The sequence below is a fragment of the Psychrobacter aestuarii genome, from assembly GCF_904846035.1.
Lineage (GTDB): Bacteria > Pseudomonadota > Gammaproteobacteria > Pseudomonadales > Moraxellaceae > Psychrobacter > Psychrobacter aestuarii.
Window position 1 is genome coordinate 314,068 of record NZ_CAJGYT010000001.1, and the last position, 12,807, is coordinate 326,874.

A 12,807-nucleotide genomic window follows, 5' to 3' on the forward strand; every position below is an offset into this window, starting at 1 on the left:
AGTCATGCAAACACGCATCGCACCATATCAGAATACAAAGCAAAAGGAGAAACCGTGAAAAACCAAATTGACTTTTTACTCACAGGGCGTCATGCCCTGTTTACCGACCCCATCACCCGTATTGGTGGTGAAAAAACCAGCTATCACCTGCCAACTTATGAGGCGTTAAAAGGAGTTTGTAAGTCTATCTACTGGAAGCCCTCCATCATCTGGTATATCGACAGAGTGCGCGTTATCAATCCTATTCGTACACAGACCAAAGGCGTCAAGCCGATTAAGTTTAATGAAAGCGGTAACGATTTGGCGTATTACACTTATTTGCATGATGTCGCCTATCAAGTACAGGCACATTTTGAATGGAACATGCACCGTCCAGAGCTTGAAGCGGATCGTATCGATGGCAAACATTACAGTATTGCTCAGCGCATGCTGGATAAAGGCGGACGCCAAGATATATTTTTGGGTACACGCGAGTGCCAAGGCTATGTCGAGCCTTGCGAGTTTGGTAGCGGTAAAGGTGCTTATGATGACGTTGATGAGCTGGGTTATGGCTTGATGTTTCATAGTTTTGCTTATCCTGATGAGACAGGTTTGGATGCACTGCACAGCCGATTTTGGCAAGCTGTTATGCGCTTTGGCATTATTGATTTTCCAAAGCCTACAGACAACTTAACACTAGATGCCCAAAACGGGATGCCAAGCCGCTTTGTTCGCAATATGAGTGCCAAAGACTTTGCGCTTGATAACAATATACAGTCAGTAAGTCAGACGGAGGCCTCTTTATGAGCTGGTTACAACGACTTTACCAAACCTATGAAGCCGCCAGTCAAAACGCCGACATCCAAGCGCAAGACCAGAAGCTGATGCCTTATTATCATGTCAATCAAAACGTGCAAATTATCGTCACCATTAATGACAAAGGTGACTTTGTCCGTGCTGAGGTGTGCCGCGATGGCAATGGCAAAGTTAAATCAAAATACCTTGCCATTCCTGCGACCAATGACTCTGCCACACGTTCAGGACAAATACCTCCACCTCATCCATTATCTGATAAAGTCCAGTATGTAGCTGGTGATTATTTTGAAGGGTATGCTGTTAACCCCAAACGAGACTTTCATCAACCCTATTTGGAGTTATTAAGTAGTTGGTGCGAATCACAATACGTTCACTCCAAAGCACAAGCCGTCTTAACTTACGTCAAAAAAGGTACGCTGGTCAAAGATTTAATCGACGCTCATGTTTTGATTGTTGACCCTGATGACAAAAGCAAGCTTGCCTACCCTGAACAAGCCAGTGATTATCCCGATAGTATTTTATCAGCACTCAATAAAAACAAAGGCGTCTTCGATCAAGGGGCAGCCTTTATCGCGTGGAATGTCATTGCCAGTAGTTTAGACACCCCTACTCAGCACGTCACCGAGACATGGCGTGATGACAGCTTGTTTGCCGCATGGCAGCAGTTCTACGCCACTTTAGACAGTACCGATGGCTTTTGTTACATCACTGGCGGCACCAGTCCGCTCGCCAGCAAGCACCCCAACCGCATTTTGCGCAGCGCAACCAATGCCAAACTCATCTCTGCTAATGATGCGACAGGCTACACGTTTCGCGGACGCTTTACCGATACAACAGGTATGCAGGCAGCGGGTATTAGCGCCGTGGTCACCGAAAAGGCGCACGCCGCGCTATCGTGGCTGCTGTCGCGGCAAGGACGCGAAGAAGCGGGACAAGCCATCGTCGCATGGTCAATATCAGGTATCGAAGTGCCGCAACCAACCAGCGTCGCCGCACCGCTGAACGTACTAGACGCAGCTAAGACATCTGGCAACGACGATGACGATGACGATGATAACTTTGAAGAATATGAAGATGAGGCAGCAGGCACAGAACCTACGTTTCAGCATAGCAACGACTTGGGTTATCGCTTTGCCACGCATTTACGCAATACCTTACAAGGCTACCGCCAACAACTGCCCGAGCATCAGCAAATCTCTATTATCACCTTAGAGGCCGCTACCCCTGGACGTATGGCGATGACGTACTACCATGAAAGTATGCCCAGTCAGTATATAGATGCCTTACAGACATGGTATACGCAGTTTGCGTGGTATCACACTTATAGAGATGATGACAGCAACCAACAACGACTGGGTATTCAATCGCCTACCCCAAAGCAGATTGCACAGGTCGCCTATGGCGCACGGCTGTCCGATGCGCTAAAAAAACAAGTGGTCGCTCAAGTATTGCCCTGTATCGTTGAGGGAGAAGCACGCTGCCTTCCTAGACAGCTGGTCGAGCTGTGCATCAAACGCGCTTGTAACCCGCTGGCACTTGAGCGTTGGGAGTGGGAACAAGCGCTAAGTACGGCATGTGCCTTATACCGTGGCTATTATTTAAGACAATCAGACAATAAAAAAAGGAGCTATACCGTGGCACTACAACCTGAGCTTACCAGCAGAGACTATTTATATGGACGTTTATTGGCAGTTGCTGAAGATATCGAAAGCCTCGCGCTATATGTCGCTGGAGAAAAGCGCAACACCACCGCCCAGCGCTATATGCAACAGTTCGCCAATCGACCTTTTACCACATGGCGCAACATTGAGCTGGCACTAAAGCCTTATGAAAACCGCCTAAAGTCCAATCGTGGCGGCTACTTGGCTAAAAAACAGCAGCTGATTGATGAAATCATGAGTGCGTTTACCAGCGACCGTTTTACCGATGATTCAGCATTATCGGGAGAATTTCTATTAGGGTATCACAGCCAAAAAATGCAATTTAAATTAGACAAAGAGCACGCGAAAGCCGAAGTAGAAAATGATAGCGATGCTGCATAACCCAATCAGTGTCCAACAACACCCTATTTTTTTTAATGACAAATAAGAGGAAACCTCATGAGCGCCAACGAAAATACCTTAAACCATAAAATTGATTTTGCCATCATTATTGAAGTGAATAATGCCAATCCAAACGGCGACCCCCTAAACGGCAACCGTCCTCGTACTGACTTTGCAGGGAATGGCGAAATCACAGACGTGTGTCTAAAACGCAAAATCCGTGACCGGCTACAAGAAGCGGGTGAAACTATTTTTGTACAGTCGGATGAGAAAAAAACGGATGGCATGACTAGCTTAAAAAATCGCGCTTATGACGAAAACGTTGGTTTAGGCAAAAACGCCTTTGAAGCCAACAAAAAAGAAAATATTGAAGCCAAACGTGATGAAACAGCGCAAAAAGCTTGTGAAAAATGGTTCGATGTACGCGCCTTTGGTCAAGTGTTTGCCTTTAAAGCGGATGCTAAGAATGCCGATGGTGTCTCTATTCCTATCCGTGGTCCCGTCAGCATTCAATCGGCCTTTAGCTTACAGCCTGTCGATATCACCAGTACCCAAATTACCAAAAGCGTCAGTGGTGAAGGTGATGGTACGAAAAAAGGCAGCGATACGATGGGTATGAAACACCGCGTAGATAAAGGCATCTACGTGACTTATGGTGCGATTACGCCACAACTGGCTGAACGTACAGGCTTTAGTGATGCTGATGCCGACAAGATCAAAGATATACTCCCTAAGCTGTTCGAAGGTGACGCTTCCTCTGCTCGTCCTGAAGGCAGTATGCAGGTCAAAAAGGTCATTTGGTGGGAGCATAGCAGCAAATCAGGGCAACACTCATCTGCTAAGGTGCATCGCAGTTTAAAAGAATTGCTCGACGATAATGGGGCGTTTGATGAAGCCACATTGAAATCAGCTTTAGCAGGATTAGAGCCTGAGATTATCGAAGGGTTTTAATCCTTGATTTTCTGTATCGTCATAGATATTGAGCAGGCGTAAACTATAAGCGCTTGCTCACCTTTTTAATTAAAAAGGCGGACCCAAATGCAAACCCTCTACCTATCCCGCTTGCAGCATTACTTATTTTGTCCGCGTCAGTTTGCGCTGATTGAGCTTGAATGCGCGTGGGCGGAGAATGTCTTTACTGCCGAAGGGCAAGTCATGCACGAAAAGGTCAACAGTGGCGGACACGATACGCGTGGCAACATAAAGACCGTACGCACGCTACCGCTTGGGCATCGCGCACTTGGCCTAGAGGGGGTTGCTGATGTGGTTGAATATCACACCGATGATACAGGCGCACAGATACCGTTTCCTATCGAGTATAAACGCGGCAAACCCAAATCGCACCGTGCCGATGAGGTGCAGCTTTGCGCGCAAGCGTTATGTTTAGAAGACATGCACGGCTGCACGGTGCCTCGCGGCGCCCTGTTTTATGGCAAAACGCGGCGGCGGCATTTGGTTGACTTTGACGACACCTTAAGACAGTTGACGTTAACTGCCATTCAAGAGTGTCGCCACATCATTGACAGCAAACAAACCCCGCCGCCCACCTACAGTACCAGCAAATGCCGCAACTGCTCCTTAAAAGACATTTGTCATCCTACAATCTTTAATAAAAATGCAGCAACTTGGCTCGCCAAAAAAATTAAAAACAGTATATGTGATGATGACTGAACTGATTAATAATCATTGACCAAATTAAAACTTTTTCTATTTGTCTTATTTATCAACAAGGAAAATTATGCGTCCCTTAAAAAACACCCTATTCATTCAAACACAAGGCGCATGGCTAAATAAGCAGGGCGAAAATATCGTCATGAACATTGATTATGAGGTCAAAGGACGCGTGCCCATTCACAAACTTGAGGCGCTCGTTTGTTTTGGCCAAGTGTCCATCTCCCCTGCCCTCATGGCACACTGTACAGATAATGGCATTACCATCACGCATTTAAACCAATATGGCAAATTTCAAGCCCGTATCGAAGGTGCTGTTAGCGGTAACGTGCTATTGCGCCGTGAGCAATACCGTATTAGCGATAATCCTGAACGGGTTCAGCCAATTTGTCACAGCATCATCTTAGGAAAAGTCCATAACCAGCGCCAAGTCATTCGTCGTTATTTGCGTGATTATAAAGCACAATTGGATGCAACCATCATCAATAGTTTGGACGCAGCGCAACAGCGCTTAGGCTATGGCCTCAATAAAATTCTTGCGGCGCAAAACCTACCTGATTTGTTAGGCCGTGAAGGTGAGATGGCCAGTATTTATTTTGGTGTATTTCCGCATTTTATTCGTAATACCGACTTTGAGTTTAAGAAGCGCACGCGCAATCCGCCGACGGATATGGTGAATGCCTTATTGTCCTTTTCTTATACCTTGATGACTCATGAGTGCCGAAGCGCATTAGAAACCATTGGACTTGATCCTGCTTGTGGTATGTTTCATCAGTTGCGCCCAGGGCGCGCTTCTTTAGCACTGGATTTGGTTGAAGAGTTTCGCCCGATGATTGACCGCTTTGTTTTATCTTTGATTAACAAACGCCAGCTCGGTACAAGCGACTTTAAACAAGAAGTCAATGGTGCAGTACATCTAAAAGAACAGTCGCGGCAGATATTTTTTAAAGCATGGCATGAGCGTAAGCAGCAAAGCATTTATCATGAATGGTTTGAAGAAACGGTACCATTCGGGCTGCTGCCTCATCTGCAAGCGACTATTATGGCGCGGCATATTCGTGGGGATATCGATGCCTATGTACCTTTTTTATGGAAATAGAGCTTTGAATCAGTATTAGGGAGTACGTGTGATGATGGTATTGGTTACCTATGATATTGCCACGAAAGATAAACTCAGTGCCAAGCGGCTACGTCATATCGCCAAGCACTGTCTAAATTATGGACAGCGCGTGCAATATTCTGTATTTGAAATCGAAGTCAATCCTGCTGAATGGACAAGGCTAAGAGCAATTCTTGAAGACATTATTAATCATAGTACAGACAGCTTACGTTACTACTATTTGGGTAAAAACTGGCAGCACAAAGTCGAGCATATTGGCGCAAAACCTGTGTTAGACTTAAATGATGTTTTATTGTTTTAACAGTAATCATATAGTTTGTGTGATGAGGCGTGGCTCAGTCGTCATGTGTCCAATGCGAGCCTATAGCGTACATAAAAATCCCAGTAGATTCGCATTATGCAATAACGCTATTTAACAACTTGATTTTAATGACTTTATTTTTTATAAGAAAATTTTGGTAAGTGCTATATTTGCCAAATTTGCCTATTATTCAGCTGTTCGCGGATTTATGGTTTTAACCATTGATTTATCAAACAGTTAAACAATGGGCTTTCGCACCCATCGCGGGTGCGTGGATTGAAACACAAAATCATCTATTAAGCATGAGTATTTTAAATTCGCACCCATCGCGGGTGCGTGGATTGAAACTTTTTCGGCGTCAGCTTTCGCTTGGGCTTCTTTTCGCACCCATCGCGGGTGCGTGGATTGAAACGATACGCGCCTTGGCCAGCTCTTTATCCGCGGTTTCGCACCCATCGCGGGTGCGTGGATTGAAACCATGTATAGAAACGCACTCTCGCCAAAACACAACTTCGCACCCATCGCGGGTGCGTGGATTGAAACATAACATCAATGGCAAACAATGCGCCTGCCTGCTTCGCACCCATCGCGGGTGCGTGGATTGAAACTGCTGTGCTGTTGTCTGCCATTATGTTCATAACTTCGCACCCATCGCGGGTGCGTGGATTGAAACCGCGATGCTCGCAGGCAGGTCGGTGAGTTGCTGTTTCGCACCCATCGCGGGTGCGTGGATTGAAACATCGTGTTGTTGTTGCCGCCCATGAATTTGCCTTCGCACCCATCGCGGGTGCGTGGATTGAAACGTTCTTGTTGCAGGTGTTTGGTTATCACGTCCAGTTCGCACCCATCGCGGGTGCGTGGATTGAAACACCTAATGGTTTTAATGATGGATCTCGCGCAGCTTCGCACCCATCGCGGGTGCGTGGATTGAAACTGAAAAGTCACCAAAGATATCAGGGTTCACGCCATTCGCACCCATCGCGGGTGCGTGGATTGAAACCTCTCCTATCTGACCTGCATGGGCTAGCTCGAATTCGCACCCATCGCGGGTGCGTGGATTGAAACATAAGCAAGGCGAGGGTGGACGGTCGATGTGGCTTCGCACCCATCGCGGGTGCGTGGATTGAAACGGTCATAGCTTGCTTGGCTTGCTGCCCTAATGACTTTCGCACCCATCGCGGGTGCGTGGATTGAAACGGATATGTTCGTGTTGCGGGTAGTCATAATCACCTTCGCACCCATCGCGGGTGCGTGGATTGAAACGCTGCTCTACCATTGAGCTACAAGTCCCAAAGAGTTCGCACCCATCGCGGGTGCGTGGATTGAAACCCTATCGTGGCATTGTCTTTAATCTCGATATGTTTTCGCACCCATCGCGGGTGCGTGGATTGAAACTACCAAGCTGCAAAAGATGCGGACCATGATTAATTCGCACCCATCGCGGGTGCGTGGATTGAAACCGTGAAAGCCAAGTTGCATCGCGACTGTATGACATTCGCACCCATCGCGGGTGCGTGGATTGAAACCCATGCTCGACAAGCTATACCCATCGAGCAAATTCGCACCCATCGCGGGTGCGTGGATTGAAACGTGCGGACTAAATTTTGCTAGCAGTGCGTCTATGCTTCGCACCCATCGCGGGTGCGTGGATTGAAACTCCAGTTTGGCGGTTAGTAAAAATAATGCGAGCTTCGCACCCATCGCGGGTGCGTGGATTGAAACACATGACGCACAAGTGATATCACTTGACCCGCCGTTCGCACCCATCGCGGGTGCGTGGATTGAAACTAATCTAGCGCCTGTTTCTGCGCTTTTAAAGTGTCTTCGCACCCATCGCGGGTGCGTGGATTGAAACCAACTGTGTGGGGTCGGACAAATAAGCGACCGTATTCGCACCCATCGCGGGTGCGTGGATTGAAACGCTGATGTAGCACTAAATACCTCGGCGGGTGCGATTCGCACCCATCGCGGGTGCGTGGATTGAAACTTGTGGGTCGTATGTCACCACATCAAGACCAGGTATTCGCACCCATCGCGGGTGCGTGGATTGAAACCCAGATGGAAGTAAATACGTCCTGCTTATTCCATTCGCACCCATCGCGGGTGCGTGGATTGAAACATTAGAACGCCGTTTTAACCCATTTGAACACTTTTCGCACCCATCGCGGGTGCGTGGATTGAAACAGTGCATGACAGTCTTTATCGAGCTGGTCTTGACGTTCGCACCCATCGCGGGTGCGTGGATTGAAACAGAATATAAATTAGATATAAATAGCGTAAGAGTTCGCACCCATCGCGGGTGCGTGGATTGAAACTATAACGTCTCCTTCATTGGCTGTAGGTGCATCTTTTCGCACCCATCGCGGGTGCGTGGATTGAAACTTAGATAGCTCTAAAGCAGGTCAAGGTAATGTAATTCGCACCCATCGCGGGTGCGTGGATTGAAACTCTGACCAAACGCCAACCAGCATAGTGCTGTCTTCGCACCCATCGCGGGTGCGTGGATTGAAACAGGCGGTTGGCTGTATGGATGTTGACCAGCTTTTTCGCACCCATCGCGGGTGCGTGGATTGAAACATGGCGGGCAACCGTGTCGGTAAAACGATTGCGGTTCGCACCCATCGCGGGTGCGTGGATTGAAACACGGCTTTGGTGATGCCGCTAAGAGTGTGGCTAATTCGCACCCATCGCGGGTGCGTGGATTGAAACATGGGCTTTAACCCTTACCTAATCAGTATGGGTTCGCACCCATCGCGGGTGCGTGGATTGAAACAGCATTAACAAGCTCTATAAACAATCTAACCACAGTTCGCACCCATCGCGGGTGCGTGGATTGAAACTGTACAGGACTTCTTATCTAAACACTTAAACATATTCGCACCCATCGCGGGTGCGTGGATTGAAACTCGCAATGCTTGGGTTTGTCTTGGAGAATTATCTTCGCACCCATCGCGGGTGCGTGGATTGAAACGTATACAGAGCGTGATGCTGTTGCGATGGCTCGTTTCGCACCCATCGCGGGTGCGTGGATTGAAACCTTATACTCGCCGCCTCACTATCACTGATTATTTTCGCACCCATCGCGGGTGCGTGGATTGAAACGAGCTACTCACAGGTAACGGCACATACGACATGGTTTCGCACCCATCGCGGGTGCGTGGATTGAAACCCTATTTTGGGACGGGACCGCGCAGCCAAGAACTTCGCACCCATCGCGGGTGCGTGGATTGAAACTTATCGCTGATTGGACGGTTGGCGATGGAAATGGTTCGCACCCATCGCGGGTGCGTGGATTGAAACATCAGCATTCATGATGCCGACATCAGCCACCATGCCTTCGCACCCATCGCGGGTGCGTGGATTGAAACGTGTAGAGCGTTATATCTCATGGACTAAGCGTAGTTCGCACCCATCGCGGGTGCGTGGATTGAAACTATCGGCTCTATAACTCTTTTATAATCACCTGTTCGCACCCATCGCGGGTGCGTGGATTGAAACTTTTAAGCCACTGATATAAGCCTGTATAAGTTCTTCGCACCCATCGCGGGTGCGTGGATTGAAACTGTCTTCGACAGTGTACTATACAGTGTACTTATATTCGCACCCATCGCGGGTGCGTGGATTGAAACCGAAGCTATCATGTAGTAAAGGATAAAGAGTCTAAATTCGCACCCATCGCGGGTGCGTGGATTGAAACGATTTCAGCGTGATATTTTTCAGTCGGCGTTTTACTTCGCACCCATCGCGGGTGCGTGGATTGAAACTTGCTTAACAGTTTAGACCTAATGATATAATGGATTCGCACCCATCGCGGGTGCGTGGATTGAAACATGAAAAGTGACCCATACCATTTTAAAATCGTGTTTCGCACCCATCGCGGGTGCGTGGATTGAAACCCTAACACGTCTTAACTCATTATTATAGTTAGCTTCGCACCCATCGCGGGTGCGTGGATTGAAACTTTTTATTAATCGCTAAGAAAAACAGTAAATCTTTCGCACCCATCGCGGGTGCGTGGATTGAAACAGGGTATAAAGAACCTATAACTGTAAAATGTAAATTCGCACCCATCGCGGGTGCGTGGATTGAAACACGTACACCTACAAAACTTCTATAACACCTGTAATTCGCACCCATCGCGGGTGCGTGGATTGAAACGTTACAGCACCTACTATGGGCACTCTTTTAATAACTTCGCACCCATCGCGGGTGCGTGGATTGAAACTGCATTATCTACTATCTTTTGTGCTTCAGCTACCTTCGCACCCATCGCGGGTGCGTGGATTGAAACCAGTTATTGAAGCCCAAGCGCTAGATATAGCTGTTCGCACCCATCGCGGGTGCGTGGATTGAAACAGAACTATACCCCTTAGCGCCTCTCTAACAGCCCTTCGCACCCATCGCGGGTGCGTGGATTGAAACTACCTAAGGAAAGTAGATAAACAAGATTTAAGACTTCGCACCCATCGCGGGTGCGTGGATTGAAACTAGGCTCTTAGGTGCTTCTAAAGCTTTAGATTCTGTTCGCACCCATCGCGGGTGCGTGGATTGAAACAGAACTATACCCCTTAGCGCCTCTCTAACAGCCCTTCGCACCCATCGCGGGTGCGTGGATTGAAACGGCTTATCATCGAATACATATGACATACGCGATGATATTCGCACCCATCGCGGGTGCGTGGATTGAAACAGCGCAGCAACGACAAGTGGTCAGAGTCTATGCTTCGCACCCATCGCGGGTGCGTGGATTGAAACTGCGCGGTCGAGTTTATGCTGTCTGTGCTTAAATTCGCACCCATCGCGGGTGCGTGGATTGAAACGAGCATTACAGTATCACGCTTGAGATTGAATGCTTCGCACCCATCGCGGGTGCGTGGATTGAAACAATACGAACAAAACCTGCGCCAAAACCGCCAGCCTTCGCACCCATCGCGGGTGCGTGGATTGAAACACCCCAAAGACTATATCAGCAAGACGAATTTTCTTTTCGCACCCATCGCGGGTGCGTGGATTGAAACGAGTAAACAAAAGTAGTTAAGTTTATATTGATATTTTCGCACCCATCGCGGGTGCGTGGATTGAAACTGCCAAAGATTCTAAGCTCGTGACCTCCGTCATTCGCACCCATCGCGGGTGCGTGGATTGAAACTTTTTAGATTGTCTCTTTAGAGCCTCCCTAAATTCGCACCCATCGCGGGTGCGTGGATTGAAACTAGGATATTCATTTGTATTTTAGTTTATATTAATTTTCGCACCCATCGCGGGTGCGTGGATTGAAACAGCTTGGCAAAAAGATTGCTGAGATACAAAGCGCTTCGCACCCATCGCGGGTGCGTGGATTGAAACTTGCCATCTACAAGCACGATCAACAAAAAAAGCTTCGCACCCATCGCGGGTGCGTGGATTGAAACATGTTCGCGGAATTCTTTAACGAACTGTTTTGATTCGCACCCATCGCGGGTGCGTGGATTGAAACTAAATCATTAGTCAAAAGCGTAGTAACATCAATTTCGCACCCATCGCGGGTGCGTGGATTGAAACGTACAATTTTGGTCGTTTACATCGTCCATATTGATTCGCACCCATCGCGGGTGCGTGGATTGAAACATCGTTGTTAAAGGCTGGACGGGCGACATTGCTGTTCGCACCCATCGCGGGTGCGTAGATTGAAACAGATTCATTATTAGGTAAAAGTTCAGTTAATGCTTCGCACCCATCGCGGGTGCGTGGATTGAAACCTTGCATAATCTAAGATATTCTTAAAGATTCCTTGTTCGCACCCATCGCGGGTGCGTGGATTGAAACGGCGGACAGATACGCTTTTACTTTGAGTCTGCTTCGCACCCATCGCGGGTGCGTGGATTGAAACTGCGTTGCAGATAACACAGGTACTTACAATATGGTTCGCACCCATCGCGGGTGCGTGGATTGAAACATGCTTTAAAAGTTGCAGTTGTAGTCGCAACAGTTTCGCACCCATCGCGGGTGCGTGGATTGAAACAATAATAGCGCTACGCTCTGACCATACCCCAACAATTCGCACCCATCGCGGGTGCGTGGATTGAAACTCGTCATAGGCTTGGATTAAGTGCGCGACTTATTCGCACCCATCGCGGGTGCGTGGATTGAAACAAAACAACCGACAGGCTTACAGATTGGTTCTCATTTCGCACCCATCGCGGGTGCGTGGATTGAAACTTCAATGGTAGGGTAGAAGATATCGCGTATCTGTTTCGCACCCATCGCGGGTGCGTGGATTGAAACCAAGCATACAAGATGACCGAGCGCGATATTTTGGCTTCGCACCCATCGCGGGTGCGTGGATTGAAACTAAGGTGATGGATAACTGCGCCAGAGGGTATAAGTTCGCACCCATCGCGGGTGCGTGGATTGAAACGACAGTCATTGTGCCTAACAGTGGATAGTAAACATTCGCACCCATCGCGGGTGCGTGGATTGAAACTCAGCAAAGCGCGAAGAAAATATGATACGCGTTGATTCGCACCCATCGCGGGTGCGTGGATTGAAACAAAACAACCGACAGGCTTACAGATTGGTTCTCATTTCGCACCCATCGCGGGTGCGTGGATTGAAACTACATATTGTCCAGTACAATTTTCTACTTCACATTTCGCACCCATCGCGGGTGCGTGGATTGAAACTGGGCGCTCAACGCGAAGTAATACGCTCGAACAACTTCGCACCCATCGCGGGTGCGTGGATTGAAACCGACATAACCTACACTGTAGAAATCCTTTGGAAGCTTCGCACCCATCGCGGGTGCGTGGATTGAAACACCTTTACCGTATACAACGGCGTTACCATATCGCTTCGCACCCATCGCGGGTGCGTGGATTGAAACTTGCTAATATCGAGGC

General features: G+C 48.3%; 6 protein-coding genes and 1 CRISPR repeat array (1 of these 7 only partly in view). All 6 genes read left to right on the forward strand.

The genetic code is table 11. The features are described from left to right. Nucleotides 1-54: 54 nt before the first annotated feature. Nucleotides 55-786, forward strand: coding sequence for a type I-C CRISPR-associated protein Cas5c (cas5c, locus tag JMW05_RS01185; protein ID WP_201503605.1), 732 nt, complete (start codon nt 55-57; stop codon nt 784-786). Beyond that, entirely contained in the window at nt 783-2,837 is a 2,055-nt protein-coding gene (cas8c, locus tag JMW05_RS01190) for a type I-C CRISPR-associated protein Cas8c/Csd1 (RefSeq protein ID WP_201503606.1), read from the forward strand. Before cas5c ends, cas8c begins: the two co-directional genes overlap by 4 nt. Nucleotides 2,838-2,894: 57 nt before the next feature. Continuing rightward, nucleotides 2,895-3,788 (forward strand): type I-C CRISPR-associated protein Cas7/Csd2, encoded by an 894-nt coding sequence (gene cas7c, locus JMW05_RS01195; protein WP_201503607.1) that lies wholly within the window; start codon nt 2,895-2,897, stop codon nt 3,786-3,788. Nucleotides 3,789-3,875: 87 nt separating this feature from the next. Beyond that, nucleotides 3,876-4,508 carry a CRISPR-associated protein Cas4 gene (gene cas4 / locus JMW05_RS01200; protein WP_201503608.1) on the forward strand — a complete coding sequence of 211 codons (633 nt, stop codon included), beginning with the start codon at nt 3,876-3,878 and terminating at the stop codon, nt 4,506-4,508. Nucleotides 4,509-4,575: 67 nt separating this feature from the next. Next, a complete protein-coding gene (gene cas1c / locus JMW05_RS01205) occupies nt 4,576-5,607 on the forward strand; it encodes a type I-C CRISPR-associated endonuclease Cas1c (protein ID WP_201503609.1) in 1,032 nt (343 codons plus the stop codon). A gap of 31 nt (nt 5,608-5,638) precedes the next feature. Next, on the forward strand, nt 5,639-5,929 hold the full coding sequence (gene cas2 / locus JMW05_RS01210) for a CRISPR-associated endonuclease Cas2 (RefSeq protein ID WP_201505469.1): 291 nt from the start codon (nt 5,639-5,641) through the stop codon (nt 5,927-5,929). A 251-nt stretch (nt 5,930-6,180) separates the two neighbouring features. Then, nucleotides 6,181-12,807: a CRISPR direct-repeat array (repeat unit 32 nt; unit sequence TTCGCACCCATCGCGGGTGCGTGGATTGAAAC); it runs 1,690 nt beyond the window's last position.

Coding starts and splice junctions, on each gene's coding strand:
- cas4 (WP_201503608.1), top strand. CDS start 3,876: ATGCAAACCCTCTACCTATCCCGCTTGCAGCATTACTTATTTTGTCCG.
- cas1c (WP_201503609.1), top strand. CDS start 4,576: ATGCGTCCCTTAAAAAACACCCTATTCATTCAAACACAAGGCGCATGG.
- cas2 (WP_201505469.1), top strand. CDS start 5,639: ATGATGGTATTGGTTACCTATGATATTGCCACGAAAGATAAACTCAGT.
- cas7c (WP_201503607.1), top strand. CDS start 2,895: ATGAGCGCCAACGAAAATACCTTAAACCATAAAATTGATTTTGCCATC.
- cas8c (WP_201503606.1), top strand. CDS start 783: ATGAGCTGGTTACAACGACTTTACCAAACCTATGAAGCCGCCAGTCAA.